This window comes from Azotobacter vinelandii CA (assembly GCF_000380335.1).
GTDB classification, from domain to species: domain Bacteria; phylum Pseudomonadota; class Gammaproteobacteria; order Pseudomonadales; family Pseudomonadaceae; genus Azotobacter; species Azotobacter vinelandii.
Map to the genome: position 1 here is coordinate 123,719 of NC_021149.1, position 26,450 is coordinate 150,168.

Below are 26,450 nucleotides of genomic sequence, written 5' to 3' on the forward strand. Positions count from 1 at the left end.
CGCTCCGGTCGATGACATCATGCCGTCCGCATTTCCTTCCTTTTCCAGCCGCCGGTTCGATTCCATGCGCCGACCATCGTTCCTTCTCCCCGTCCTGCTTCTCGCCAGTTCCCTGTCGCATGCCGAACCGCCGGAGCTGGACTGGCTGGAACTGATGCCTGAAGCCGATCGCCAGGCCTTGGAGGACATGCCGGACATCGTCCACGACACGCCGGAAACCGATGGCGACTTCACCGCCAGGGGCGGTCTCAAGCAGAAGTCGCGAAGCCTGCCGGCCGTGATGTATTCGGCGAAGACGGTCCCGGCGCTGGACGGCAGGGAGATCCGCCTGGGAGGCTATCCGGTGCCGCTGGAGAACGACGGCGAGGGGCGCAGCACCACCTTTTTCCTGGTGCCCTATCCCGGCGCCTGCATCCATCTGCCGCCGCCACCGCCGAATCAGATCGTCCTGGTTCGCTATCCGAAGGGCTTTCGCGTGGACGACATTTCGCTTCCGTTGTGGGTGGACGGCAGACTGCGGGTGGAGAAGATCAGCAACGATCTGGCGGACGCCGCCTATGCCATCGATGCGAGCGGGGTCGAAGTGGTCGAGGAGGAGGGGCTGTAGGGGCGAGCCGGAACGGTACGCTCCGGCTCGCCCTGGGTGAAACTGCGTCCCTGCGGTCTCGATGGGGAACGGTTACTCAGAACAGTGGCAGGCTGTAGCTGACCATCAGGCGGTTCTCGTCCTGGTCGCGGGTATCGTTGCCGCGCAGCGCAGCGTTGCGCCACATGAAACTGACGCCCTTGAGGATGCCCGACTGTATGGTGTAGTCCACGCGGAAGTCGCGTTCCCATTCCTTGGTGTCGCTGCCGGCGGCGTCGATGTCGTCGCCGCTGACATAGGCCAGGCTGGCCTTCAGGCCCGGCACGCCGATCTGCGCGAAGTCGTAGGCATATTTGGCTACCCAGGAGTTCTCGCCAGCGCTGGCGAACTTGCCCATCTGCGAGTCGGTGATCAGGTACAGAGTGCGTCCGTTACCCAGGAAGATATGCGGGAAGTCGCTGTTGCCGGTGACCTTCTGGTAGCCGGCGCTCAGCGCGTGACCGGCCAGGCTGTAGGTGAACATCGCACTCCACAGGTTGTTGTCGACCTCGCCGCTGCTGCCATTGGCACCGCTGCTGACATAGCCCTCGGCACGTCCGGAAGCGCTCTCGTTCTTGCCGTCGGAGTCGCTGTAGAAGTAGCGCAGGTCGGTCTTCAGCGCGCCGACCGGCAGCTTCCAGTCGTGCACCAGGCCGAAGAAGTGCTGTTTGTAGAAGTCGCGCAGGTTGCCGTAGTAGTACTGCAGCAGGAGGTCCTTGGTGGCCTTGTAGTCGGCGCCGGCGAAGTAGAACTCGTTGCTGAACTGCGCCTTGCTGCCGCTGTTGGCGCCGGAGATCGACAGGCCGTAACTGTCGCTGGAGTTCCGTTCGGTGGAGTGCTCGATCTTGCCCGCGGTCAGGGTCAGGTCCTTGATCTCGTTGGTAGTGATCTGCGCGCCATGGAACATCTGTGGCAGCAGGCGGCCGTCGTTGTAGGTCAGCACCGGCATCTTCGGCAGCAGGGTGCCGAGGCGCGCCTCGGTCTTGGAGAAGCGCAGTTTGCCGGTCACGCCGACGCGGCCGAAGTCGGTCTTGCCCTTGCCGTTGCTTTCCAGCGGGAACATGCCGCCCGGGGTGCGTTCGATGTCCGCCTTGCCGGAGCGGCCGCCGCCGTCGAGGCGGATGGCGTGCATGGCCAGCACGTCGAGGCCGAAGCCGACCGGGCCCTGGGTGAAGCCGGACTTGTAGTCGAGGAAGAAGGCCTGGCCCCACTCCTCGGAACGGGACGCGTCCTGGTTGCGGATGTCCTGGTTAACGTAGAAGTTCCTGAAGCTCAATGTAGCTTTGCTGTCTTCGATGAAGCCCGCAGCGACCGCTTGTTGCGACAGAGTCTGACCCAGAATGGCTGCCGTCACGGCCAGGGTCAGAGTGGACTTATTCATGTATGTCTTTTCTCCTGTTGAGTTGTGCGGGTTATCCATAGGCTGGCCTCGTCCGGAAGCCCGACGCTCGGGGCGGCGAAAAATGCCATTTATGGATCGGTTTGAAAATCGGGGGCCGAGGCACCCTGATGCAAATCAATCGCTTCGTTGATTTGCATCAGGCCTTGCGGCTTCAGCGAAATGAGAAGCGGCGCGCAAAATGCATTGAATATCTTCCTGAATTCGGATTCCGATTGAGCTGGCGATACCGATGGCCGCTGTTGGACCGCCAGCGGCTTTTCCGGTACCTGCGGCTCGTCTGTTTTCAATTGCCTTTGAATAACTCCAAGAAACTTTTTGCAAAAAAAGAACCAACTTGATAAAAGGCTTGAAAATACATTAAAAACAATAACTTATTGGTTTTTTTCGAGGCGTTTCGCCTACGGAATGTAGGGTTTTCCACCTGATTTATGTTGCTTTGTATACAGCGCGACAAAAAGACGGCCAGTGGCCATGCGCCTGGATATCGGTCCCGGTCGGGAGCCTTCAGCTCAGCGCCACACCTTTCACTAGGGCGTGCAGGGATTGCCCCGGATGCAAGGCCAGGTGCTCGGCGGAGCGTCGGGACACCCGCGACAGCAGTACCTGTCCGCCGATGCGCAAGCGCACCAGCAACTGGCTGGGCACCAGGCCCGGCTGGCAGTCGAGCAGCGTCACCTTCAGGCAGTTCAGAAAGCTGGTGGCCGTCGGCGGCTCCAGCGCCAGGCCCACGTCCCGCGCCATGATCCTGACCCGGACGATCCGCCCGGCGGATACCGGTTGCCTGGTGATCAGCAGCGGCTGTCCCTCCACTTCCAGCTCGGTCAGGCCGTCGCCCGCGTCCAGGCAGGCCACGCGCGCATCGAGCACGGTGGAGGAGTTTTCCGTGCGGACGAAGGGCAACTCCCGGGCGGTGAGCAATGCCTGCAGTTGGCCCTGGGCGATGACGCTGCCGTTTTCCAGCAGGACCAGGTGGTCGGCCAGGCGCATGACTTCCTCGATGGAGTGGCTGACATAGAGGATCGGCAGGTCCAGCCGGTCGCGCAGGCTTTCCAGAAAGGGCAGGATCTCTTCCTTGCTGGCGGCATCCAGGGAGGCCAGGGGTTCGTCCATCAGCAGCAGGCGCGGGCTGGTCAGCAAGGCCCGGCCCAGGGCGACGCGCTGGCGCTGTCCCCCGGAAATCTGCTCCGGATAACGCTCCAGCAGGTCCTCCAGCTTGAGCAGCGAAATCACGTCCGCCAGGCCGATGCGGCGCTGCCCGGGGGGGACGCGGCGGAAGCCGTATTCCAAGTTCTGCAGCACGCGCAGGTGCGGAAACAGGCTGGCCTCCTGGAAGACGTAGCCCAGCGGCCGCTGGTAGGTGGGTACGAAGCGTTCGGCGTCCTGCCAGGTTTCTCCACGGAAAACCAGCCGGCCGTGGCGCTCCCGGTGCAGGCCGGCGATGCAGCGCAACAGAGTGGTCTTGCCGGAGCCGGAGCGGCCGAACAGGGCGGTCACGCCCTTGCCGGGCAGTTCCAGTCGGGCATCCAGGCTGAAGCCTCGGCGTCTGACGGAGAAATCGAGTTGCAGGGTCATACGGGATTGTCCTGTTTCATGCGGCAGTCCGGTCGGCGGCACCTCATACCGCACCGACCACCTTGAAGCGTCGGTTGAGGGCGAACACCACCAGCAACAGCAGAAAGGAAGAACACACCAGTACCAGGGACAGGCCGTGAGCGGCGTCGTAATCCATGGTTTCCACGTGATCGTAGATGGCGATGGAGGCCACCTGGGTCGCGCCGGGAATGTTGCCGCCAATCAGCAGGATCATTCCGAACTCGCCCAGGGTATGGGCGAAGGACAACACGCCGGCCGTCACCAGGCCGCGCCGCGACAGCGGCAGGATGACGCTGCAGAAGCGGTCCAGCGGCGATGCCCGCAGCGTGTTGGCGACTTCCAGCACGCGCAGGCCCGTGGCGGCGAAGGCGTTCTGCAGCGGCTGCACGACGAAGGGCAGCGAGAAGAACATGGAGCCCACCACCAGCCCGGTGAAGGTGAAGGCCAGATGGGGCAGACCGATGGATTCCAGGAAGCCGCCGATCCAGCCTCGCGGGCCGAACAGCATCAGCAGGTAGAAGCCCATGACCGTCGGCGGCATGACCAGCGGCATGGCGACCAGCGCCTCGACCAGCACCTTGCTGCGCCGATGCGTGTGAGCCAGCCACCAGGCCAGGGGCGCGCTCAGCACCAGCAACAGCAGGGTGCTGATGGCGGCCAGTTTCAGGGTGATGGCGAAAGCCGTGAGGTCGGCGTCACTGAGTCCGAGCATGGGAAACCTCGCAGGGATTCGGCACGGCTCTCCTCGCGGGAGAGCCGGCAGGACCGGGGATCATTCGGGCAGCGAATAGCCGGCGGCCTTGATGATCGCCACAGCACGCGGCCCTTTCATCCAGCTCATGAACTGCTCGGCGAGCGCCTTTTCGCGGGTGGACTTGACGATGACTGCCTGCTGCACGATGGGTTCGTAATAGTCGGCCGGCGGGAACCAGTGGGAGCCGGGGATGCTGCCGTCCTTCTGGATGATCTGCGCCAAGGCGACGAAGCCCAGGTCGGCGGCGCCGGAGGCGGTCTGGCTGTGCGCCTGGCCGACGCTGTTGGCCTTCACGATGCGCTTTTCGGCGGTCAGCTTGTCGAGCAGGCCCAGGTGGGTCAGTACCTGGGTGCCGGCCAGGCCGTAGGGGGCGATTTCCGGGTTGGATATGGCGATGTGGCGCCAGCCGTTACCGGCCAGCACCTTGCCCTGATCGTCCACCAGCCCGGGCTTGGCCGACCACAGCACCAGCTTGCCGATGGCGTAGGTGAAGCGCGAGCCGGGCAGCGCGAAGCCTTCATTGTCGAGCTTTTCCGGGCTCTTCTGGTCGGCCGAGAAGAACACGTCGTAGGGGGCGCCGTTGACGATCTGCGCATAGACGGGGCCGGAAGAGCCGGAACTGATGGTGATGCTGTGCCCGGTCTCCTTCTCGAACTCGCCGGCCAGTTGCTGCAAGGTGCCGAGGAAGTTGGTCGCCGTGACGACCTTGAGTTCGTTGGCCTGGGCCGTGAAGGGTAGAGCGAGGGCGATCGCCAGGCATGCCAGCAGTCTTTTCATGTTCCTGTTTCCTTGGGAGATTGATTGAACCTGAAAGGTCCAAGCGCAAGCTCCGTGCCATGGCTACAGGCTGTACGCCGGAGTACGGAAACGGACTTCGGTACCTGAGCGTCAAAAAAAACCGGATTGCGACCCAACGCTACCAGGGGAAAACGTTCCGTTCCGAACGGCGAATGTACGCAAGTGTCCTCCTGCCATCACGGAGCGTGGCGGGCCTGTTTTGCGGCGCCGCGACCGCCGTGCGCCGGTTGCGGCCTTGCCGTATCCTTCGTGCGCTCCCCACAAGAAGGACCATCCGCCATGCCGACCCCCCAAGAGATGCTGGAACGCTTTCAGGACAGCTACGCCCTGGGCGACGAGACGATCGACCACACCCATCGCGAATTCCTCGAACTCTGCCTGGCCGCTGCGAACGCCGGGGGGCCGGAGTTCGCTGGAGCCTTCAAGGCGCTGTTCGAGCACACCAGCCGCCACTTCGCCGACGAAGAGGCGAAGATGCAGGCCTCCGGCTATCCCGCCTTCGGCGAGCACCGCGCCAACCACCAGCGCATCCTCGGCGACATGGACCGCTTCTGCCAACGCGCCGTGGCCGGCCGCGCGCAGATGGCCCGCGCCTGGCTGAACGACAGCCTGCCCGCCTGGTTCGACCTGCACGCCAAGACCATGGACAGCGCCCTGGTGGTCTATCTCCGGCAGCAGGCTTGAGGTGCCGTGCTTTCCCTGGGGTTCTTGCTTTTTGAGGCTTCGATTGCAGGGGCCCGTGGACGATGAGCGGATGCCGACATCTTGGCGCACGACGAAACCGGCACCGCCTGCAACGTCCGGCTGGACCGCTCGCCCGAGCATTCATCCCGACGGGCCGCGATCGGGTCCCGCTCGAGCTCGGGATCGTGGACCGCTGGTGGCGATTGTCGGTCCACTGGTTTCCAGCTCTCCATCGTTTGCCAGAGCGTGGCGGAAATATCGCCTGGTTTCGGCCGGAGCAAACTTGACGATTCTCGAAAGGCGCAAGTAATGAAGGGTTGTTCCACGTGAAACAGGCGATCCGAGGAAGAGTCCACCGGGCCACCGCACGTTTCAGGGAAAGACGGATGAGCGTGGGCGGAGCTTCTTGCCAGGGATATCGCTGTCACGCGTGGGCTCAATTTTCCAGCATTTCGTAACTCTCGGGCGTGAAGCGCGGCGTGCAGATGCAATAGAAGGCCAGTTCGCCGTTACCGATATTGGCGATCCGCTGCGCCATGCCTGCCGGGATGAGGACCAGATCGCCCGGCCCCACGGGTTCCGGGGCTTCGTCGCCGAGGCTGACGAGGCCTTGGCCGTGGAGGATCAGGTAGCGCTCCTCCACTCCGCGCAGGCGGTGCGACTGAGTGGTTTCGCCCGGCGCCACCGTGGCCAGAGCGATGGACAGCGCCGGGTCGTCGGCGCCGTTCCACAGTTCGAGGATGCGGCAGCGCTCCGCGGTCGGGAAGGCCGTGGCGGGATCGGGCCGCACGATGCGCGCTTTCATGGCCGCTTCTCCGCTTCGTCCGCTGCCGGTGCGTCGCGCTTGAGCAGTCCGCCGAGGCTCGACAGCCAGATGGCGCAGCGGTGCAGGAAGTCCGGCTGCAGGCGGAAGATGTAGAGCATCACCAGGGCGTTGGCCAGCGCGGCGACGCCGAACAGCGCGGGGATGGACAGCCCAGCCGCGAGCAGCAGAGCTGCGGCGAGGGCGCCCAGCACCATGAACAGGGCGTTGAGGATGTTGTTGGCGGCGACGATCCGCGCCCGCTGCGCGGGGGCCGAGCGCAACTGCATCAGGGTGTACAGCGGGACGATGAACAGCCCGCCGAACAGGCCGAGGGCGAACAGGTCGGCGAGCACGTGCAGGGTGCCCGGCGCCGCCAGCAGCGCGGCAAGGCCGAGCGGGCCGCCCGCTGCCGCGACCGGGGAAGCGAAGGCCAGGTCGAGCCCGAACAGGCTGAGGCCGAGGGCGCCCAGCGGCACCAGGCCGATTTCCACCTGCTGTCCCGACAGGCGCTTGCAGAGCAGCGAGCCGCCGCCGATGCCCAGGGTGAAGACGGTGAGCAGGAGGGTCACGCCACCTTCCCCGGCGCCGAGCACGTCCTTGGTGTAGGCCGGGAACTGCGCGAGCAGCAGCGCACCGTACAGCCAGAACCAGGAGATGCCGAGGATCGCCAGAAACACGCTGCGGTCTTCGCGGGCGAAACCGATGCTGCGCCGGGTTTCGCCGAACGGATTGGGATTGAGGCGCAGGCCGGGTTCCGGCGGAGCCGCCACGGGGATGCGCAGGCTGCCGAGATAGCCGGCCACGGCGACCAGCAGACAGCCGGCGGTGATCCACGGGGCGCCGCCTTCGATACCGGCGAGCAGGGCGCCGGACAGGGTGCCGACCAGGATGGCGACGAAGGTGCCGGCCTCGATCAATGCATTGCCGCCGACCAGTTCGGTCTCGCCCAGATGTTGCGGCAGAATGGCGTACTTCACCGGGCCGAACAGAGTCGATTGCAGGCCGAGGAGGAACAGGCCGGCCAGCAGGACCGCCAGGCTGTGCAGCCAGAAGCCGGCACCGATCAGCAGTACGATGAGGATCTCCAGCAGCTTGGTCCAGCGCGCCAGCAGGGCCTTGTCGTATTTGTCGGCCAGTTGCCCGGCGCTCGCCGAAAACAGGAAGAACGGCAGGATGAACAGGCCCGCCGCCAGGTTGGCCAGCAGGCCGGGGGACAGGCTGGTCCACTGTGCGGTCTGGTAGGTCAGCAGAACCACCAGGGCGTTCTTGAACAGGTTGTCGTTGAAGGCACCGAGGAACTGGGTGACGAACAGCGGGCCGAAGCGGCGGGCCCTGAGCAGGGAAAGGGTCGAACTCATGCGGGGATCTCCTCGGCCATGCGCTTGAGGCTCTGGTAGTCGGTCTTGCCGGTGCCGAGCTGGGGCAACGCGTCGACCCGGCGGATCGTTCGCGGCACTGCCAGTTCCGGCAGGCCGAGCGCCCGGGCGGCGGCGAGCAGATGGTCGCGGCCGAGCGCCGGGGCGGTGGTGAAGAGTACCAGTGCTTCGCCACGGGCGGTGTCGTCGCGTGTCGCGGCGGCGTGGACGAAATCCGGGGCGGCGTTCGCGGCCAGGCTTTCCACCGCCTCCAGCGAAACCATCTCGCCGGCGATCTTGGCGAAGCGCTTGAGGCGGCCGCGGATGTACAGGAAGCCGTCGGCGTCGACGCTGGCGATGTCGCCGGTGGCATACCAGCCAGAACGGATCGCGGGCGGCGGCTGGATGACTCCGGGCCGCTCGGACAGCAGATAGCCCTTGAGCAGGTTGGGCCCTTTCAGGTGCAGGGCGCCGCCGTCGGCAATACCCGGCACCGGCTCCAGTTCGTAGTCGAGGCCGGGCAGCAACTGGCCGACGCTGCCGTTGCGGCAGGCCATCGGTACGTTGACCGCCACCACCGGAGCGCATTCGGTGACCCCGTAGCCCTCGAGGATGCGGATGCCGAACTTGTCGAGCCACTGCTCGCGCACATGCTCGGCCAGCCGTTCGGCGCCGGCGATCACATAGCGCAGGCGGCCGAAGTCGTAGGGGTGGGCGAACTTGGCGTAGTTGCCGAGGAAGGTCGAAGTGCCGAACAGCACGGTGCAGTTGCGGTCGTAGACCAGCTCGGGGATGACCCGGTAGTGCAGAGGGTTGGGGTAGAGGAACACTTGGCAGCCGGAGACCAGCGGCAGCAGCGCGCCGCAGGTCAGGCCGAAGGCGTGGAACAGCGGCAGGGCCATCATGAACTTGTCCTGCGGGGTGAAGTCGGCCACCGCACGGATCTGCGCGACGTTGGCCAGCAGCGAGGCGTGGGAGTGGACCACGCCCTTGGGCTTGCCCTCCGAGCCCGAGGTGAACAGCACCACGGCGGCATCCTCGGGCGTCTGCGGCTGTTCGGCGTGGCGCGGGAAGAGCAGGTGCCGGAGTACCCACAGGCGGTCGGCGAGGCCGAAGCCGGCCTTGAGATCCTCCAGGTAATGGATGCGGACGCCCGGTACGGCGGCGAGCAGCGGACCCAGGTGCGCCTTCTCGACGAAGGTCCGCGAGGCGACGATGGTCCGGATCTCGGCGGCCTGGCAGGCGGCGCGCAGCCCCTCGGCGCCGGCGGTGTAGTTGAGCAGGGCGGGAATGCGCCGGCCGAGCGACAAACCGAGTAGCAAACCGAGGGTCGGTGCGGCGTTGGGAGCGAGCACCCCGACCGTTTCGCCCGGCACGCTCAGGCGCGAGGTCAGGCGGGCGATGGCCAGCGCCATCTTCAGTAGCGAACCGTAGGACTCCTCCTGCAGACGGATGTCCTCCACCAGCCGGTAGTGGGTGCCGAAGGTCGCCCTGGCGTCAAGGAAGGCTTGGTACAGAGTGCGCTGCGGACGGGTGGCGACCAGCATGTCGAGCAGGATGTGGCGCAGCAGCTCGCCGGCACGGCGCCGGCGCAGCCGGGCCGAAGGCCGATCGGGCATGGCAATGCGTTGCGGCGGGCGGATCGCGATGCGCACCTTGGGCAGCGCCCGACGCGGGAACACCCCGGCCAGGCGACCGAAGTAGCTCTGCGCGGCGCCGTCGATGCGCACCGGCACCACGCTGGCGCCGGTCCTGGCGGCGACCAGGGCGGCGCCGTCGTAGACCTTCATCAGCGAGCCGGTACGGGTGATCCGCCCTTCCGGGAAGATCGCCACCGGTTGTCCGCTTTCCACCAGCCTGACGATCTGCTTGATCGCCAGCGGGCTGGCCGAGTCGACCGTGAGGTGCGGCACGAAGCGCAGCAGGAAACGGAACAGCGGCCGGCTGGCGATCTGGGTGTGCACCACGAACAGTGCATCCACCGGCAAGAACACGCCGAGCAACAGGCCGTCGAGGAAGGATTCGTGGTTGGCGACGATCAGGGTGCGCGGATCGCCGAAGACATTGCGGTCACCCTGGATCTCGACACGGAACAGGAGCCTGAGGAGCAGGCGCAGAAGGGGCTTGAGCATGATCGATCCCTGGTATGAGGAGCCGTCAGCATGGCGGCTCATGGAATAAATCGAAACTTTGTCGGAAAAAGTCGTGCAGAATTACCGATCAAGTAGCTGAAAACGATACTTTTGTCCGATGAGCGAACTCGACCGCCTGGTAAGTACCCTCAAGCAGCGCCTGAAAGCCCAGGGCATCACCTATCGCGAACTGGGCACGCGCCTCGGGCTGTCCGAGGCGAGCGTCAAGCGTATGTTCGCAAGCCGACGTTTCAGTCTCGACCGGCTGCTCGAGATCAGCCACCTGCTCGGCTTCAGCCTCGCCGAACTGGCCCAGGAAGCGGCGCTGAGCGGGACACGCCTGCATACCCTGGGCGAGGGCCAGGAGCGCGAGCTGGTTTCCGACGAGAAACTGCTGCTGGTGGCGGTCTGCGTGCTGAACCACTGGACGATGGACGAGATCCTCCACACCTACCGCCTCAGCGAGGCGGAGTGCATCCAGCGTCTTGCCCGGCTGGACCGCCTGCGCCTGCTCGATCTGTTGCCGGGCAACCGTGTTCGCCTGAATGTCGCGCGGGACTTCGACTGGTTGCCCGGCGGACCGATCCGCAACTTCTTCCGCCGTCAGGGCCTGGTGGATTTCCTCGGCAGTGACTTCGCCGGCACGGACGAGGTCATGGCCTTTTCCCACGGCATGCTCACCGAGTCGGCGCTGGCCAAGCTGCAGGCGGAGATTCGCACGCTGCGCCGGCGCTTCGCCGAACTGCACGAGGAAAGTCTGGCCGCGCCCCTGACGAAGCGGCATGGCACGGGAATGCTGCTGGCGCTGCGCGAGTGGGAACTGGGAGCCTTCACCCGGCTGCGGCGTACGGCTTGAAGGGGAGGAGGGCAGCCAGTGGAAAAAGGCGGTGCCCGAAAAGAAAACTCCCCCTGCGGGAAGGGGGAGTGGCGAACAGGGCCTAGTGATGCATCCTTGCCAAAAGGAAAGGGGACGACCGATTAAACCGGACCGCGGTGCTCGCGCTTGATATCGGCGGTGAAGGTCTGGGCATCGGCGAAGGAAACGGTGTCGTACTTCGGTTTGAAGTCGGCCAGGCCTTCGGCCATGGTGATGACCTTGTCTTCGGGGCTCTGGCCCTTGAAGTCTTCCTTGTCCAGGCGCAGGTCTTCCATCATGACGTTCCAGACAGCGCCTTCTTCGTGTGCCTGGAGGGTGACCTTGAAGCCTTCGTATTCGCTGATGAGCGGCTTGGTCAGGTTCTCGACGTAGAAGATCAGGTTGGCATCGCTGGCCAGGTCGCCCTTGTACTTCTCGAAGAAGGCTTGCAGGTCGGCCAGTTGCACCAGGCCACCGGAGACCATGATCAGCTTGTCGTTCTTGAACAGCAGGGCGGCTTGCTTGAGCACGGCTTTCGGCGGCAGGCGGCGGCCGGCGTCGTCGGCGATGTCGCCTTCGACGATGACCAGGTCGCCACGGAAGGCCTCGATGCCGGCCTGGGTGGTCGGGCCCTTGACGCTGAGGTTGCACAGCAGGGATTGGTCTTCGTAGCTTTTCAACAGCATGGTTGGCTTCTCGTCTAGGTGAAGAAAGAGAGGTCAGGCCACTTCGGTGGCGCTGGGGTTGGCGAGGGCGAGGAGACTGCTCCAGTCGGCCTCGATCAGTTGCAGGTTCTTGCGCTCGCAGACCTTGCGTTCTTTGTCGCTCGGCTGATCGATCAGGACCCAGCCGGCCGGTTCGGCGGCATCGTAGATCATGTCGCTCATCACCATGCGTTCGGTGTCGCGGTTGAAGCGCAGGCCCAGGAACAGGTATCGCTTGTTCTTGCGCAGCAGCTTGACCCAGTCGGGAATGGCGAAGCCGCCCATCAGCTCGGTGATGTAGTCGACGAAGTCGGCATCCGAGGCCACGTAGCCCGGCTTGGGCAGCGGCGTGCCGAGCGGTTTGAACAGTACCGGCAGGGCGCTATCGACCTCTTCCAGCGCGACCTTGCGGTACTTGCCGTCCTCGAAGTGGTAGAGGTCGAAGCGATAGGGCGTCGCGGCGAGGCGCGCGGCGCCGACCACCAGGGTGTGCCGGCGCCCGGCGTCGATGTAGCAACGCTGCAGCTGGGTGTCGCGGTTGCTGTCGATGACGTAGGGCAGGTCGAGTCCGGCCAGCCACTGGTGGACCGGAGATGCGCTCCAGTTGTCGCCACCGTAGGTCTGGGTCAGGAAGCGTTCGATGAAGCTGCGGCCTTTCTTGTTCTCCACGTGCATGGCCGCACGCGGGAACTCGTACATGAGACGCGGCGACATCGGCCGACCGCCGGTCATGGCGAGAATCAGGCTGTCGCTGTCGGCGGGAATCGGCTTGCCCGTGTCGCGATCGACGACTCCGCGCAGGACGCCCGGGCCCAGATAGGGAACGATGTCGCCCGAGCCGAGCTGGGCGAGGATTTCCTTTAATAAGCTGTCGGTCACTGAACTCTCCTGCTGAGGGAAGGGCAAGAATCGACAACCTATTGCAATAAGTGTGCCGAAAGGATTTCGTTGTTTAACTAATTGAATTTAAAAGAAATCATTGGTGATTTCGGAATGGCTTGTCGTATCCGTGGGCCAGGATGGGGCGTGGCTTCACGACAATTGTCAGTTTTGTCACAGGGGGCCGGACCAGGATGGTGGACGCTCGATGGGGATGTCGGGCCATTGTTCGGTTGTAGCAATTACAACAGTCGGAGTAGGGGGATTGTAGGGGGATTGTTGTGTATCAGACCGCCCTGCAGCTCCCGTCGATGGATAATTAATCATTTAAAATCAATGGTTTATTTATGTGTTGCGGGTGCTGGCACAGACGCTGCATTACCTTTGGTGCGCGGAGTTGTTCGGGCTTACGGCCGAACGTTCAAGTGGAAATGCAACCTGAGGAAATTAACTATGGCTATGCGTCAATGCGCCATCTACGGCAAAGGTGGTATCGGTAAGTCCACCACTACTCAGAACCTGGTGGCAGCCCTGGCTGAGATGGGCAAGAAGGTCATGATCGTTGGTTGTGACCCGAAAGCTGACTCCACCCGCCTGATCCTGCACTCCAAGGCCCAGAACACCATCATGGAAATGGCTGCCGAAGCCGGTACCGTGGAAGATCTGGAGCTGGAAGACGTGCTGAAGGCTGGCTACGGCGGCGTCAAGTGCGTTGAGTCCGGTGGTCCGGAGCCGGGCGTTGGCTGCGCCGGCCGTGGTGTTATCACCGCCATCAACTTCCTGGAAGAGGAAGGCGCCTACGAAGACGATCTGGACTTCGTATTCTACGACGTGCTGGGCGACGTGGTGTGTGGCGGCTTCGCCATGCCGATCCGCGAGAACAAGGCCCAGGAAATCTACATCGTCTGCTCCGGTGAGATGATGGCCATGTACGCCGCCAACAACATCTCCAAGGGCATCGTGAAGTATGCCAACTCCGGCAGCGTGCGTCTGGGCGGCCTGATCTGCAACAGCCGTAACACCGACCGCGAAGACGAGCTGATCATCGCTCTGGCCAACAAGCTGGGCACCCAGATGATCCACTTCGTGCCGCGTGACAACGTCGTGCAGCGCGCCGAAATCCGCCGCATGACCGTGATCGAATACGATCCGAAAGCCAAGCAAGCCGACGAATACCGCGCTCTGGCCCGCAAGGTCGTCGACAACAAACTGCTGGTCATCCCGAACCCGATCACCATGGACGAGCTCGAAGAGCTGCTGATGGAATTCGGCATCATGGAAGTCGAAGACGAATCCATCGTCGGCAAAACCGCCGAAGAAGTCTGATAGCCGCTCCGGTTTCAGAAGGACGGGACAGGGCAGATTGGCTCTGTCGGGGTGGCGCCCCCCGCATGGGGCGGGCGCCCCACCCGTTACCCGCATATGAACGCTAAGGCAAGAGGAGTCATACCCATGACCGGTATGTCGCGCGAAGAGGTTGAATCCCTCATCCAGGAAGTTCTGGAAGTTTATCCCGAGAAGGCTCGCAAGGATCGTAACAAGCACCTGGCCGTCAACGACCCGGCGGTTACCCAGTCCAAGAAGTGCATCATCTCCAACAAGAAGTCCCAGCCCGGTCTGATGACCATCCGCGGCTGCGCCTACGCCGGTTCCAAAGGCGTGGTCTGGGGCCCCATCAAGGACATGATCCACATCTCCCACGGTCCGGTAGGCTGCGGCCAGTATTCGCGCGCCGGCCGTCGTAACTACTACATCGGTACCACCGGTGTGAACGCCTTCGTCACCATGAACTTCACCTCGGACTTCCAGGAGAAGGACATCGTGTTCGGTGGCGACAAGAAGCTCGCCAAACTGATCGACGAAGTGGAAACCCTGTTCCCGCTGAACAAGGGTATCTCCGTCCAGTCCGAGTGCCCGATCGGCCTGATCGGCGACGACATCGAATCCGTGTCCAAGGTCAAGGGCGCCGAGCTCAGCAAGACCATCGTACCGGTCCGTTGCGAAGGCTTCCGCGGCGTTTCCCAGTCCCTGGGCCACCACATCGCCAACGACGCAGTCCGCGACTGGGTCCTGGGCAAGCGTGACGAAGACACCACCTTCGCCAGCACTCCTTACGATGTGGCCATCATCGGCGACTACAACATCGGCGGCGACGCCTGGTCTTCCCGCATCCTGCTGGAAGAAATGGGCCTGCGTTGCGTAGCCCAGTGGTCCGGCGACGGCTCCATCTCCGAAATCGAGCTGACCCCGAAGGTCAAGCTGAACCTGGTTCACTGCTACCGCTCGATGAACTACATCTCCCGTCACATGGAAGAGAAGTACGGTATCCCATGGATGGAGTACAACTTCTTCGGCCCGACCAAGACCATCGAGTCGCTGCGTGCCATCGCCGCCAAGTTCGACGAGAGCATCCAGAAGAAGTGCGAAGAGGTCATCGCCAAGTACAAGCCCGAGTGGGAAGCGGTGGTCGCCAAGTACCGTCCGCGCCTGGAAGGCAAGCGCGTCATGCTCTACATCGGTGGCCTGCGTCCGCGCCACGTGATCGGCGCCTACGAAGACCTGGGCATGGAAGTGGTGGGTACCGGCTACGAGTTCGCCCACAACGACGACTATGACCGCACCATGAAAGAAATGGGTGACTCCACCCTGCTGTACGATGACGTGACCGGCTACGAATTCGAAGAATTCGTCAAGCGCATCAAGCCCGACCTGATCGGCTCCGGTATCAAGGAGAAGTTCATCTTCCAGAAGATGGGCATCCCCTTCCGTCAAATGCACTCCTGGGATTATTCCGGCCCCTACCACGGCTTCGATGGCTTCGCCATCTTCGCCCGTGACATGGACATGACCCTGAACAATCCGTGCTGGAAGAAACTGCAGGCTCCCTGGGAAGCTTCCGAAGGCGCCGAGAAAGTCGCCGCCAGCGCCTGATAGCAGAGCAATCGTACGCAACGTCCGCTGCGGGCGGTTTCCGCCCGCGGCCGACATCCGCTAACGCCGTTCACAGATGAGTGAGGCGTAGGAGAGAGTCATGAGCCAGCAAGTCGATAAAATCAAAGCCAGCTACCCGCTGTTCCTCGATCAGGACTACAAGGACATGCTTGCCAAGAAGCGCGACGGCTTCGAGGAAAAGTATCCGCAGGACAAGATCGACGAAGTATTCCAGTGGACCACCACCAAGGAATACCAGGAGCTGAACTTCCAGCGCGAAGCCCTGACCGTCAACCCGGCCAAGGCTTGCCAGCCGCTGGGCGCCGTTCTCTGCGCCCTCGGTTTCGAGAAGACCATGCCCTACGTGCACGGTTCCCAGGGTTGCGTCGCCTACTTCCGCTCCTACTTCAACCGTCATTTCCGCGAGCCGGTTTCCTGCGTTTCCGACTCCATGACCGAAGACGCGGCAGTGTTCGGCGGCCAGCAGAACATGAAGGACGGTCTGCAGAACTGTAAGGCTACCTACAAGCCCGACATGATCGCAGTGTCCACCACCTGCATGGCCGAGGTCATCGGTGACGACCTCAACGCCTTCATCAACAACTCGAAGAAGGAAGGTTTCATTCCTGACGAGTTCCCGGTGCCGTTCGCCCATACCCCGAGCTTCGTGGGCAGCCACGTGACCGGCTGGGACAACATGTTCGAAGGCATTGCTCGCTACTTCACCCTGAAGTCCATGGACGACAAGGTGGTTGGCAGCAACAAGAAGATCAACATCGTCCCCGGCTTCGAGACCTACCTGGGCAACTTCCGCGTGATCAAGCGCATGCTTTCGGAAATGGGCGTGGGCTACAGCCTGCTCTCCGATCCGGAAGAAGTGCTGGACACCCCGGCTGACGGCCAGTTCCGCATGTACGCGGGCGGCACCACTCAGGAAGAGATGAAGGACGCTCCGAACGCCCTCAACACCGTCCTGCTGCAGCCGTGGCACCTGGAGAAGACCAAGAAGTTCGTCGAGGGTACCTGGAAGCACGAAGTACCGAAGCTGAACATCCCGATGGGCCTGGACTGGACCGACGAGTTCCTGATGAAAGTCAGCGAAATCAGCGGCCAGCCGATTCCGGCGAGCCTGACCAAGGAGCGTGGCCGTCTGGTCGACATGATGACCGACTCCCACACCTGGCTGCACGGCAAGCGTTTCGCCCTGTGGGGTGATCCGGACTTCGTGATGGGCCTGGTCAAGTTCCTGCTGGAACTGGGTTGCGAGCCGGTACACATTCTCTGCCACAACGGCAACAAGCGTTGGAAGAAGGCGGTCGACGCCATCCTCGCCGCTTCGCCCTACGGCAAGAATGCTACCGTCTACATCGGCAAGGACCTGTGGCACCTGCGTTCGCTGGTCTTCACCGACAAGCCGGACTTCATGATCGGCAACAGCTACGGTAAGTTCATCCAGCGCGACACCCTGCACAAGGGCAAGGAGTTCGAGGTTCCGCTGATCCGTATCGGCTTCCCGATCTTCGACCGTCATCACCTGCATCGCTCCACCACCCTGGGTTACGAGGGCGCCATGCAGATCCTGACCACCCTGGTGAACTCGATCCTGGAACGTCTGGACGAGGAAACCCGCGGTATGCAGGCCACCGACTACAACCACGACCTGGTACGCTAAGTCGTCGGTTCAAGTGGTATCGGCCGGAGCGGCGCAAGCCGCTCCGGCTCTTCCTTGGCGGCGGCCGCAGGTGGTCGGGCCTTTTGCCCGCGATCTGCGGCAACCGCCAAACCCGTCTAAGGAGCAAGCCCATGCCCAGCGTCATGATTCGCCGCAACGACGAAGGCCAACTGACCTTCTATATCGCCAAGAAAGACCAGGAAGAGATCGTGGTGTCCCTGGAGCATGACAGCCCCGAACTCTGGGGTGGCGAAGTCACCCTCGGCGACGGTTCGACCTATTTCATCGAGCCGATACCGCAACCCAAGCTGCCGATCACCGTGCGCGCCAAGCGAGCCGGCGAGGCCTGATTCCATGACTGCGCAACCGCCATTCGGCCAGGCCCCCCTGCCGGCCCATCTGGCCCTGCGCATCGCTCTGGCGGCACGCTCGCTCAAGGGGGTGGATACCGCCCACCTGCTGCGCGCCCTGATTGCCGCCGTTGGAGAACCCATCACGGAAGCGCGTCTACGCAAATTGCGTGCTTCCCGCCTGCGTACCCGCCTGCTCGAAACGTGCGGAGAGGGTGTGCAGTCGACCCTGACCGATCGCCAGCTGCACAGCGCGCTCGGTCTGCTCAAAGGCCGTGGCGTGCGCATGCCGGAAGATCCCCTGCCGATCCCGGAGCCCTATCGCAACGGTGAATTCCAGGACTCGGTGCGCATCGCCTGCGCTTCCGACAACGGCGAGCGCCTGGACGGCATCTTCAGCAACTGTACACGCTTTCTCATCTACCAGATCTCGCCCCGCGAGAGCCGCCTGATCGATCTACGCGAACCCGGCCCCTGCCGCGAGGACGAAGACCGTCATGCGCGTCGGGCAGAATTGCTCGCCGACTGCCAGTTGCTCTACACCCTGAGCATCGGTGGCCCGGCGGCGGCCAAGGTGGTGCGTGCCGGGGTCCATCCCGTGCGCCTGGCCCGGGCCAGGCCGGCCCGCGAGATCGTCGAGGAGCTGCAGCGGGTGCTGGCCACCGCGCCGCCCCCCTGGCTGGCCAAGGCCATGGGTGCCGAGCCAGACCAGCGCATACGTTTCACCCAGTAACCGCTCCGGATGAGGACACAGCCATGATCAGCCAAACACTTCTCGACGATGTCGTTCGCCAGGCCGAACAGGGAGTGCTGGGCGAAAGCCTACTCGCCAGCCTGCGCAGCGCCCATCCGGGGGTGCACTTCACCTGCTGCATGGACGACGACGTCGTGGTCAACGCCAAGCCGGTCGTCGAGCGTCCGGGCTTCAACGTCTATCTGGTCAACTCCTGCGACCACTGCTCGGTGCTGACCAACGATCTGGACTCCGCTTCCGGCATTGTCCTGGCGGAAATCATTGAGGATTGAGGTACGCATGGCCGACGATCGAGGCGACATCACCCCCATCGGCGATTGCCGGGTCTGCAGCTTCCGCATGAGCCTGCTGCTGACCGGCCGCTGTACGCCGGGCGACGCCTGCGTGGCGGTGGAGAGCGGACGGCAGATCGACCGTTTCTTCCGCAATAACCCGCACTTGGCCGTGCAGTACCTGGCCGATCCCTTCTGGGAGCGCCGCGCCATCGCCGTGCGCTATTCGCCGGTGGAGGCGCTGACCCCGTTGATTCGCGACAGCGACGAGGTGGTGCGTCGGGCCGTCGCCTACCGGCTGCCCCGCGAGCAGTTGAGTGCGCTGATGTTCGACGAGGACCGCGAGGTGCGCATCACCGTGGCCGATCGCCTGCCGCTTGAGCAACTGGAGCAGATGGCCGCCGACAGGGATTATCTGGTGCGCGCCTATGTAGTCCAGCGTATCCCTCCGGGGCGCCTGTTCCGTTTCATGCGCGACGAGGACCGCCAGGTGCGCAAGCTGGTGGCCAAGCGCCTGCCCGAGGAAAGCCTGGGTCTCATGACCCAGGACCCGGAGCCCGAAGTCCGGCGCATCGTCGCCTCGCGCCTGCGCGGCGACGATTTGCTGGAGCTGTTGCACGACCCGGATTGGACGGTACGCCTGGCCGCCGTGGAGCATGCGTCGCTGGAGGCGCTGCGTGAACTCGACGAGCCCGATCCCGAGGTCCGCCTGGCGATCGCCGGGCGGCTCGGCATCGCCTGATCCCCGCGTCTGACGGGCGGAACGGTTTCGCCGGCCGCCCCGCCCCCCGCATTGCCCTTCGTACCCTTGTCACCTTTCGCCCAGCGTTGACGTGAATGCCCGATGCCGGACGCCTGCTTGTTGCAAACCTGACAGGAAGGCGCGTTTATGACAAAGGCTCCCCTTGGTAAACCCTTTTAAATCAGGCGCTTGCCTTCTGGTACAGGCATTGCAATGATCCGTTGCAACATGCTGCATCAACGACCAGAGGGGTACGCGATGAAAGCCAAGGATATTGCCGAACTGCTCGACGAGCCCGCCTGCAGTCACAACAAGAAGGAAAAGTCCGGCTGCGCCAAGCCCAAGCCGGGCGCCACCGACGGTGGCTGCTCCTTCGACGGCGCGCAGATCGCCCTGCTGCCCGTCGCCGACGTGGCGCATATCGTTCACGGGCCGATCGCTTGCGCCGGCAGTTCCTGGGACAACCGCGGCACCCGCTCCAGCGGGCCGGACCTGTACCGCATCGGCATGACCACCGATCTCACCGAGAACGACGTGATCATGGGGCGCGCCGAGAAGCGCCTGTTCCATGCCATCCGCCAGGCGGTGGAAAGCTATTCGCCGCCGGCGGTGTTCGTCTACAACACCTGCGTGCCGGCGCTGATCGGCGACGACGTCGACGCAGTGTGCAAAGCCGCCGCCGAGCGCTTCGGCACCCCGGTCATCCCGGTCGACTCGGCCGGCTTCTACGGCACCAAGAACCTCGGCAACCGCATCGCCGGTGAGGCCATGCTCAAGTACGTGATCGGCACCCGCGAGCCCGATCCGCTGCCCGTCGGCAGCGAGCGTCCGGGCATCCGCGTGCACGACGTCAACCTGATCGGCGAGTACAACATCGCCGGCGAGTTCTGGCATGTCCTGCCGCTGCTCGACGAACTGGGCCTGCGGGTGCTCTGCACCCTGGCCGGCGATGCGCGCTACCGCGAGGTGCAGACCATGCACCGCGCCGAAGTGAACATGATGGTCTGCTCCAAGGCCATGCTCAATGTCGCTCGCAAGCTGCAGGAAACCTACGGCACGCCCTGGTTCGAGGGCAGCTTCTACGGCATCACCGACACCTCCCAGGCGCTGCGCGACTTCGCCCGGCTGCTCGATGATCCCGACCTGACCGCCCGCACCGAGGCGCTGATCGCGCGCGAGGAGGCCAAGGTCCGCGCCGCCCTCGAACCCTGGCGTGCGCGTCTGGAGGGCAAGCGCGTGCTGCTCTACACCGGCGGCGTGAAGTCCTGGTCGGTGGTTTCCGCCCTGCAGGACCTGGGCATGAAGGTGGTCGCCACCGGCACCAAGAAGTCCACCGAGGAAGACAAGGCACGCATCCGCGAACTGATGGGCGACGACGTCAAGATGCTCGACGAGGGCAATGCGCGGGTGCTGCTGAAGACCGTCGACGAGTACCAGGCCGACATCCTCATCGCCGGCGGACGCAACATGTACACCGCGCTCAAGGGCCGCGTGCCCTTCCTCGACATCAACCAGGAGCGCGAATTCGGCTATGCCGGCTACGACGGCATGCTGGAACTGGTGCGTCAGCTCTGCATCACCCTGGAATGCCCGGTGTGGGAGGCGGTGCGCCGCCCCGCGCCCTGGGACATCCCCGCCAGCCAGGACGCCGCGCCGAGCGCGCCGGCCCGTTCGGCGAACGCCTGAGGAGAACCGCGATGGCCGAGATCATCAATCGCAACAAGGCCCTGGCCGTCAGCCCGCTGAAGGCCAGTCAGACCATGGGCGCCGCGCTGGCCATCCTCGGCCTGGCGCGCAGCATGCCGCTGTTTCACGGCTCGCAGGGTTGCACCGCGTTCGCCAAGGTGTTCTTCGTTCGCCATTTCCGCGAGCCGGTCCCGCTGCAGACCACCGCCATGGACCAGGTCAGTTCGGTGATGGGCGCCGACGAGAACGTCGTCGAGGCGCTGAAGACCATCTGCGAACGGCAGAATCCCTCGGTCATCGGCCTGCTCACCACCGGCCTGTCGGAAACCCAGGGCTGCGACCTGCACACCGCCCTGCACGAGTTCCGTACCCAGTACGAGGAGTACAAGGACGTGCCGATCGTTCCGGTGAACACGCCGGACTTCAGCGGCTGCTTCGAGAGCGGCTTCGCCGCGGCGGTCAAGGCGATCGTCGAGACGCTGGTGCCCGAACGGCGCGATCAGGTGGGCAAGCGTCCGCGCCAGGTCAACGTGCTGTGCTCGGCCAATCTCACCCCGGGCGATCTGGAGTACATCGCCGAAAGCATCGAGAGCTTCGGTCTGCGCCCCTTGCTGATCCCCGACCTGTCCGGCTCGCTCGACGGCCACCTGGACGAGAACCGTTTCAATGCCCTGACCACCGGCGGACTGAGCGTGGCCGAACTGGCCACCGCCGGACAGAGCGTCGCCACTCTGGTGGTCGGGCAGAGCCTGGCGGGTGCGGCCGACGCCCTGGCCGAGCGCACCGGCGTGCCCGACCGGCGCTTCGGCATGCTCTACGGTCTGGATGCGGTCGATGCCTGGCTGATGGCGCTGGCCGAGATCAGCGGCAATCCGGTGCCCGACCGCTACAAGCGCCAGCGTGCCCAATTGCAGGACGCCATGCTCGACACCCACTTCATGCTCAGTTCCGCACGCACGGCCATCGCCGCCGATCCCGATCTGCTGCTCGGTTTCGATGCCCTGCTGCGCAGCATGGGCGCGCACACGGTAGCCGCCGTGGTGCCGGCCCGGGCCGCCGCGCTGGTCGATTCGCCTCTGCCCTCCGTGCGGGTCGGCGACCTGGAGGACCTCGAGCATGCCGCCCGCGCCGGCCAGGCCCAACTGGTGATCGGCAACAGCCACGCCCTGGCCAGCGCCCGTCGCCTCGGTGTGCCACTGTTGCGTGCCGGCTTCCCGCAGTACGATCTGCTGGGCGGTTTCCAACGCTGCTGGTCCGGCTACCGCGGCAGCAGTCAGGTGCTGTTCGATCTGGCCAACCTGCTGGTCGAACACCACCAGGGTATCCAGCCCTATCATTCGATCTATGCGCAAAAACCGGCAACCGAACAGCCGCAATGGAGGCACTGAAGCGATGTCCAGCCCGACCCGACAATTGCAGGTATTGGATAGCGAGGACGACGGCACCCTGCTGAAGGTCGCCTTCGCCTCGTCCGACCGCGAACTGGTCGACCAGCATTTCGGCTCCTCGCGCTCCTTCGCCATCTACGGGGTCAATCCCGAGCGCTCCCAGCTCCTCTCGGTCGTCGAGTTCGGCGAGCTGGAGCAGGACGGCAACGAGGACAAGCTGGCCAGGAAGATCGATCTGCTCGACGGCTGCGTTGCCGTGTACTGTTGCGCCTGCGGCGCCTCGGCGGTGCGCCAGTTGATGGCCATCGGCGTGCAGCCGATCAAGGTGAGCGAAGGCGCGCGCATCGCCGAGCTCATCGAAGCCCTCCAGGTCGAGTTGCGCGAAGGTCCTTCGGCCTGGCTGGCCAAGGCCATCCAGCGTACCCGCGGCCCCGACATGAGGCGCTTCGACGCCATGGCCGCCGAAGGCTGGGACGAATAGGTCCGACCACTTTTTCAGCGAGGAAGCGACATGTACTACGAAGAGCAACAAGAGCCCGTGGTGCAGGAAGACGACAAGTTCCTGCAGGATCCGATCATTCGCCAGATGGTGGTGCAACTGCGGGCCGTGGACAGCTACGGCACCTACGACACCTGGAGCGATGCCCGCGTGGTCGATCCGCTAGTGCTGACCAAGGAGCGCCGCAGGGCCATCCCGGTGGTCGGCGATCCGGACGAAACCACCATCTCCCGGATCAAGGCCTACTACAACACCCTCGCCCAGTTGCTCGAGCGGGAAACCGGCCTGCTCGCCGTACCGGTGATCAACATCACCCACGAAGGTTTCGGGCGCGCCCTGATCCTGGTCGGCAAGCTGGTCGCCCTGGACAAGACCCTGCGCGACGTTCACCGTTTCGGTTTCGAATCCCTCGAGGCGCTGGTCGCCGAAGCCAACAAGCAGCTGGGCAAGGCCGCAACACTGGTCAACGAGCACCGTACGGTCGCCGAGCTCTGATCGATCGGGAGAGACACAGATGACCGAAGACGAAATCAAGGCCCTGAAGAAAGAGGTAAGCCAGAAGAAGCGCATCGCGACCGAATGGGCTTCGCAGATCCACGATCTGGTCGAGGATCGCCTGTTCAACGATTACGAATCGCTGCCGGAGCTGGCCCGCCAGGCCCGTCAAGCCTGTGTCGAGTGGGCCGAAGCCAAGGCGCGTCTCGACGCGACCGGCGCCGCCTAGCCGGGCGGCGGCTTTCGCCGCGGCACGGCACGCCCATGTGGCGTGCCCGGGCCCGGGCCCACGAAGCCCGCGGCTCCCCTGTACCGGGGCCTTGTCGGCCCGAATCCTTGCAGCCCGTCCCGATGGCGGGCAGCTGCCGCCCTGGCTCACGAGGCCGGGCGGTGCCCGACCCGGTCGGGTAGCGCTGATACATCCATTGAGAGCGGGCTCGCGAACCGCCTTTGTCGATTTCGACAACCGTTTGGCCTCCGCACCGCAAGGGGCGGGCAGGAGAAAAAGGTAGATGGCAATGATTGTCGGGCGTACCCGTGGCGGCTCCGAGTGGATTCCGCAGTTCATCACCGCATTGAGTCCGCAGGCCCGCGTCGGCTGCGGTCGCTGCTACAAGGTCTGTCCCAAACAGTGCCATAGCCACGAAGCCGCAGCAGCGGCAGCTTGAGGAGGAAGATTCATGGCCAAACCCGAGTTCCATATCTTTATTTGCGCTCAGAACCGTCCCGCCGGCCATCCGCGCGGCAGTTGCGGCGCAAAGGGTGCCGAAGGCGTCTATAACGCCTTCGCCCAGGTACTGATCCAGAAGAACCTGACCAATCGCATCGCCCTGACCACCACCGGCTGCCTCGGGCCCTGCCAGGCCGGCGCCAACGTGCTGATCTATCCCGGCGCGGTCATGTATAGCTGGGTGGAGCCCGCCGACGCCGCGATCATCGTCGAACAGCACCTGCTCGGCGGCGAACCCTACGCGGACAAGCTCACCCCTGCCGAGATCTGGTAGCCGACATGGCCGATGTGCTGCTGTTCGCCGGCGAACGGGCGTTTTTTTCCGACAGCACGCCCCAGGCGCTGCGCTATCTGCTCAACAACGCTCTCTGCGCCGGGACTCCCGATGCCGTCGAGGCGTTGCTGCTGGAGGCGCGCCGGCGCTGGCCGCAGGAGCCGGACGCGCACATCGGCCTGTACAAATTCTACTTCGTCAGCAAGCGCTACGAAGAGGCCGAGGCTGCGGCCTGGGCGGCGCTGCGCGCTGCCGCCCAGGCCGCCGGCTTCGACCGCAACTATCGCCGCCTGCAACCGGGCAGCGCCGACTGGAGCCGACGCCAGGGGGCCGAGCGGTTGTATCTGTTCAGCCTCAAGGCGCTGGGCGTGATCCGCCTGCGTCGCGCCAAGGTGGCGATGGCTCGGAAAGTGCTGGAGAAACTGCTCGAACTCGATCCCGGCGATGAGATCGGCGGCGGTGCCTTCCTGCAGATCGCCCGTTCCTTCGAGGAGGATACCGCTTGACCAATGCGATGCTTGAGAGGCGTCTGGACGACGCCCGACCGCTGTTCTCGGAGATCTGGCAGGCGCTGGCCAGCAGCCTGAGCGCCGCCGGAGTCGAGCAGGGCCTGGCGGTGTCCGGTACGCCGCACACCCGCGGCGAGTTGCGCGAGGACCCCTACGATCACAGCCAGACCCTGTATGCCGAGTGGCGCACGCCGGACGGCGGCTATCTGGGCAGCGTACTGGTGCATGGAGACGGCCAGGCCTTCGCCGAGTTCGACGTGTTGCTGCCGCATCCGCGCAAGTCGGAATGGGTGATCGAGGCCGCCACGGCATGGGGTTACCGCGGTGCGCTGAAGAGCGAACTCCGCCTGCTGCCGGCGCTCGGCTCATGAACGGCCTGTACGACTGGCTGCTGGAGCATGCCGCCGGCGTCACCCGCGACGACCCTGTCGAACGGGTCTGTCTCGGCCTCAGCTGGACCCTGGCGGAAGTCGGCGACAGCCTCGGTTTCGCTTTCGGCCCGCGCCAGGTGCCACGCACCCTGAGCTGGGCCGGCACCTTGGCCGGCCAGGGTGCCGAACGCCTGTACCCCTGGCTGCTGTCCTGGAACGGCGCCGAGGCGGCCGTGGGGCTGGCGGTGGTCAATGCCGTGGTCAATCGCGCCTCTCCCTGCCTGCGCCAGGCCCAGCCGTTGCACGGAGCCGTGCCCGGCAACCTGAGCGTCTTCGAGCATTTCCGGCCGCGCCTGGAGGGACAGAAGGTCGCGGTGATCGGCCATTATCCGGGGCTCGCGCAGCTCTGGAAGGACCTGCCGTACCGCTGCTTCGAGCGCGAGCCGCAGGAGGGCGATCTTCCCGATACGGCGGTCGAGCGGCTGTTGCCCGAGGCCGATTGGGTATTCATCACTGCCAGCAGCCTGGCCAACAAGACCCTGCCGCGCCTGCTGGAGCTGTCGTCGCACGCCCAGGTGGTGCTGATGGGGCCGAGTCTGCCATGGATCTACGACTGGCGACGGTTCGGGGTGAATTACCTGGCGGGCGTACGGGTGCGGGATGCCCATGCCGCACGCCAGGTGGTCGCCGAAGGAGGCGGTACCCGGCTGTTCGCCGGGCCGGTGGAATATGCCCTGTTGGGTCTGGACTCATGAACGAACAGCAAACCAGTGAAGAGTTGTCATGGCGGATTCTGCTCTGCCACAAGCATCCGGTGAGCGCGCGCCTGCGCTTTCTGATCCCGACCGGGGGCGGCGTGGTCTTGCCACAGACTTTGCCCAGGCTGGCGGTGATCGCCGAGGATCAGGAGGCGCCCGTGCAATGCCATCCGGCCAGCGCGCTGCGTGCCCTGCAGGAAACGATGGCGCTCGGCTGGCAGTTGGAACTGATCGGCGAGTTCCGTCTGAACATGGAGGTACCGGGGCAGATCATGCCGATCTATCTGGCGGCCCTGGCCGGGCATGAACTCCCGCCGCCGCCGGAAGGCACCCGCTGGATCGAGCTGACGCAGAGCATCGGCATGCCCTGGCTCGACCGCGAACTGCTGCGGCGGGTCTACGAGGAACTGATCGGGTTCGGCTGCTGAGTGT

Annotated in this window: 31 protein-coding genes; 21 read left to right on the forward strand and 10 right to left on the reverse strand. The window is 64.5% G+C overall.

Features of this window, described 5'->3' with window-relative positions:
• The first annotated feature begins 64 nt into the window (after window positions 1-64).
• The gene (locus AVCA_RS00595; protein WP_175555947.1) at window positions 65-607 is read left to right on the forward strand and encodes a DUF3299 domain-containing protein; all 543 of its coding nucleotides are present in this window, start codon (window positions 65-67) and stop codon (window positions 605-607) included.
• A 76-nt stretch (window positions 608-683) separates the two neighbouring features.
• Here the strand turns inward: AVCA_RS00595 and AVCA_RS00600 are convergent, their stop codons facing one another.
• The 5 genes from AVCA_RS00600 to modA all read right to left on the reverse strand — a co-directional run bounded on the left by AVCA_RS00600 (window position 684) and on the right by modA (window position 5,151).
• On the reverse strand, window positions 684-2,006 hold the full coding sequence (locus AVCA_RS00600; RefSeq protein WP_012698819.1) for an OprD family porin: 1,323 nt from the start codon (window positions 2,004-2,006) through the stop codon (window positions 684-686).
• An 89-nt stretch (window positions 2,007-2,095) separates the two neighbouring features.
• Window positions 2,096-2,314, reverse strand: a complete 219-nt coding sequence (locus AVCA_RS24125; protein WP_012698820.1) for a hypothetical protein — start codon at window positions 2,312-2,314, stop codon at window positions 2,096-2,098.
• Window positions 2,315-2,531: 217 nt separating this feature from the next.
• Window positions 2,532-3,626 carry a molybdenum ABC transporter ATP-binding protein gene (gene modC / locus AVCA_RS00605; protein ID WP_012698821.1) on the reverse strand — a complete coding sequence of 365 codons (1,095 nt, stop codon included), beginning with the start codon at window positions 3,624-3,626 and terminating at the stop codon, window positions 2,532-2,534.
• A 16-nt stretch (window positions 3,627-3,642) separates the two neighbouring features.
• Window positions 3,643-4,332 carry a molybdate ABC transporter permease subunit gene (modB, locus tag AVCA_RS00610; protein WP_012698822.1) on the reverse strand — a complete coding sequence of 230 codons (690 nt, stop codon included), beginning with the start codon at window positions 4,330-4,332 and terminating at the stop codon, window positions 3,643-3,645.
• Between the two features lie 60 nt (window positions 4,333-4,392).
• A complete protein-coding gene (gene modA / locus AVCA_RS00615; protein ID WP_012698823.1) occupies window positions 4,393-5,151 on the reverse strand; it encodes a molybdate ABC transporter substrate-binding protein in 759 nt (252 codons plus the stop codon).
• A gap of 300 nt (window positions 5,152-5,451) precedes the next feature.
• Here modA and AVCA_RS00620 point away from each other — a divergent pair, with 300 nt between their 5' ends.
• Window positions 5,452-5,856: a bacteriohemerythrin gene (locus tag AVCA_RS00620; RefSeq protein ID WP_012698824.1), complete on the forward strand. Its 405-nt coding sequence runs from the start codon at window positions 5,452-5,454 to the stop codon at window positions 5,854-5,856.
• Window positions 5,857-6,292: 436 nt separating this feature from the next.
• On the opposite strand, the gene AVCA_RS00625 is transcribed toward AVCA_RS00620, so the two are convergent.
• From AVCA_RS00625 to aas, 3 genes are read right to left on the reverse strand one after another with little or no spacing between them, the layout of a single operon-like run.
• Complete coding sequence (locus tag AVCA_RS00625; protein ID WP_012698825.1) at window positions 6,293-6,661, reverse strand: cupin domain-containing protein; 369 nt, start codon at window positions 6,659-6,661, stop codon at window positions 6,293-6,295.
• The gene (locus AVCA_RS00630) at window positions 6,658-8,019 is read right to left on the reverse strand and encodes an MFS transporter (RefSeq protein ID WP_012698826.1); all 1,362 of its coding nucleotides are present in this window, start codon (window positions 8,017-8,019) and stop codon (window positions 6,658-6,660) included. Before AVCA_RS00630 ends, AVCA_RS00625 begins: the two co-directional genes overlap by 4 nt.
• Complete coding sequence (gene aas, locus AVCA_RS00635; protein WP_012698827.1) at window positions 8,016-10,148, reverse strand: bifunctional acyl-ACP--phospholipid O-acyltransferase/long-chain-fatty-acid--ACP ligase; 2,133 nt, start codon at window positions 10,146-10,148, stop codon at window positions 8,016-8,018. The genes AVCA_RS00630 and aas overlap by 4 nt, the downstream gene beginning before the upstream one ends.
• Window positions 10,149-10,266: 118 nt before the next feature.
• Between aas and AVCA_RS00640 the strand changes: the two genes are divergently transcribed.
• The gene (locus AVCA_RS00640; RefSeq protein ID WP_012698828.1) at window positions 10,267-11,004 is read left to right on the forward strand and encodes a helix-turn-helix domain-containing protein; all 738 of its coding nucleotides are present in this window, start codon (window positions 10,267-10,269) and stop codon (window positions 11,002-11,004) included.
• A gap of 122 nt (window positions 11,005-11,126) precedes the next feature.
• On the opposite strand, the gene AVCA_RS00645 is transcribed toward AVCA_RS00640, so the two are convergent.
• Window positions 11,127-11,690: a hypothetical protein gene (locus AVCA_RS00645; protein ID WP_012698829.1), complete on the reverse strand. Its 564-nt coding sequence runs from the start codon at window positions 11,688-11,690 to the stop codon at window positions 11,127-11,129.
• A 33-nt stretch (window positions 11,691-11,723) separates the two neighbouring features.
• Window positions 11,724-12,587, reverse strand: coding sequence for an SIR2 family protein (locus AVCA_RS00650; protein ID WP_012698830.1), 864 nt, complete (start codon window positions 12,585-12,587; stop codon window positions 11,724-11,726).
• Between the two features lie 453 nt (window positions 12,588-13,040).
• Between AVCA_RS00650 and nifH the strand changes: the two genes are divergently transcribed.
• The 18 genes from nifH (at window position 13,041) to AVCA_RS00735 (ending at window position 26,446) form a co-directional block, all read left to right on the forward strand.
• Window positions 13,041-13,913: a nitrogenase iron protein gene (gene nifH, locus AVCA_RS00655; protein ID WP_012698831.1), complete on the forward strand. Its 873-nt coding sequence runs from the start codon at window positions 13,041-13,043 to the stop codon at window positions 13,911-13,913.
• A 126-nt stretch (window positions 13,914-14,039) separates the two neighbouring features.
• On the forward strand, window positions 14,040-15,518 hold the full coding sequence (gene nifD, locus AVCA_RS00660; RefSeq protein WP_012698832.1) for a nitrogenase molybdenum-iron protein alpha chain: 1,479 nt from the start codon (window positions 14,040-14,042) through the stop codon (window positions 15,516-15,518).
• A 100-nt stretch (window positions 15,519-15,618) separates the two neighbouring features.
• Window positions 15,619-17,190, forward strand: a complete 1,572-nt coding sequence (gene nifK, locus AVCA_RS00665; protein ID WP_012698833.1) for a nitrogenase molybdenum-iron protein subunit beta — start codon at window positions 15,619-15,621, stop codon at window positions 17,188-17,190.
• 131 nt (window positions 17,191-17,321) lie between these two features.
• Entirely contained in the window at window positions 17,322-17,540 is a 219-nt protein-coding gene (gene nifT, locus AVCA_RS00670; protein WP_012698834.1) for a putative nitrogen fixation protein NifT, read from the forward strand.
• 4 nt (window positions 17,541-17,544) lie between these two features.
• On the forward strand, window positions 17,545-18,273 hold the full coding sequence (locus tag AVCA_RS00675) for a dinitrogenase iron-molybdenum cofactor biosynthesis protein (protein WP_012698835.1): 729 nt from the start codon (window positions 17,545-17,547) through the stop codon (window positions 18,271-18,273).
• 23 nt (window positions 18,274-18,296) lie between these two features.
• On the forward strand, window positions 18,297-18,566 hold the full coding sequence (locus tag AVCA_RS00680) for a DUF6129 family protein (RefSeq protein ID WP_012698836.1): 270 nt from the start codon (window positions 18,297-18,299) through the stop codon (window positions 18,564-18,566).
• 7 nt (window positions 18,567-18,573) lie between these two features.
• A complete protein-coding gene (locus AVCA_RS00685; protein ID WP_012698837.1) occupies window positions 18,574-19,308 on the forward strand; it encodes a 4Fe4S-binding leucine-rich repeat protein in 735 nt (244 codons plus the stop codon).
• Window positions 19,309-19,566: 258 nt separating this feature from the next.
• Window positions 19,567-20,994 (forward strand): nitrogenase iron-molybdenum cofactor biosynthesis protein NifE, encoded by a 1,428-nt coding sequence (gene nifE / locus AVCA_RS00690; RefSeq protein ID WP_012698838.1) that lies wholly within the window; start codon window positions 19,567-19,569, stop codon window positions 20,992-20,994.
• 11 nt (window positions 20,995-21,005) lie between these two features.
• Window positions 21,006-22,382: a nitrogenase iron-molybdenum cofactor biosynthesis protein NifN gene (gene nifN / locus AVCA_RS00695; protein ID WP_012698839.1), complete on the forward strand. Its 1,377-nt coding sequence runs from the start codon at window positions 21,006-21,008 to the stop codon at window positions 22,380-22,382.
• A 4-nt stretch (window positions 22,383-22,386) separates the two neighbouring features.
• Entirely contained in the window at window positions 22,387-22,863 is a 477-nt protein-coding gene (locus tag AVCA_RS00700; protein WP_012698840.1) for a NifB/NifX family molybdenum-iron cluster-binding protein, read from the forward strand.
• A gap of 30 nt (window positions 22,864-22,893) precedes the next feature.
• Entirely contained in the window at window positions 22,894-23,376 is a 483-nt protein-coding gene (locus tag AVCA_RS00705) for a NifX-associated nitrogen fixation protein (protein WP_012698841.1), read from the forward strand.
• A gap of 19 nt (window positions 23,377-23,395) precedes the next feature.
• The gene (locus AVCA_RS00710; RefSeq protein ID WP_012698842.1) at window positions 23,396-23,605 is read left to right on the forward strand and encodes a CCE_0567 family metalloprotein; all 210 of its coding nucleotides are present in this window, start codon (window positions 23,396-23,398) and stop codon (window positions 23,603-23,605) included.
• A 283-nt stretch (window positions 23,606-23,888) separates the two neighbouring features.
• Entirely contained in the window at window positions 23,889-24,044 is a 156-nt protein-coding gene (locus tag AVCA_RS24130; RefSeq protein ID WP_012698843.1) for a ferredoxin family protein, read from the forward strand.
• A gap of 12 nt (window positions 24,045-24,056) precedes the next feature.
• A complete protein-coding gene (locus AVCA_RS00715; RefSeq protein WP_012698844.1) occupies window positions 24,057-24,380 on the forward strand; it encodes a 2Fe-2S ferredoxin in 324 nt (107 codons plus the stop codon).
• Window positions 24,381-24,385: 5 nt separating this feature from the next.
• Complete coding sequence (locus tag AVCA_RS00720; RefSeq protein WP_012698845.1) at window positions 24,386-24,886, forward strand: hypothetical protein; 501 nt, start codon at window positions 24,386-24,388, stop codon at window positions 24,884-24,886.
• Window positions 24,883-25,260, forward strand: a complete 378-nt coding sequence (locus AVCA_RS00725) for a hypothetical protein (RefSeq protein WP_012698846.1) — start codon at window positions 24,883-24,885, stop codon at window positions 25,258-25,260. The genes AVCA_RS00720 and AVCA_RS00725 overlap by 4 nt, the downstream gene beginning before the upstream one ends.
• Window positions 25,257-26,015, forward strand: a complete 759-nt coding sequence (locus AVCA_RS00730; RefSeq protein ID WP_175555948.1) for a DUF364 domain-containing protein — start codon at window positions 25,257-25,259, stop codon at window positions 26,013-26,015. Before AVCA_RS00725 ends, AVCA_RS00730 begins: the two co-directional genes overlap by 4 nt.
• On the forward strand, window positions 26,012-26,446 hold the full coding sequence (locus AVCA_RS00735) for a hypothetical protein (RefSeq protein WP_231876279.1): 435 nt from the start codon (window positions 26,012-26,014) through the stop codon (window positions 26,444-26,446). Before AVCA_RS00730 ends, AVCA_RS00735 begins: the two co-directional genes overlap by 4 nt.
• Window positions 26,447-26,450 lie beyond the last annotated feature (4 nt).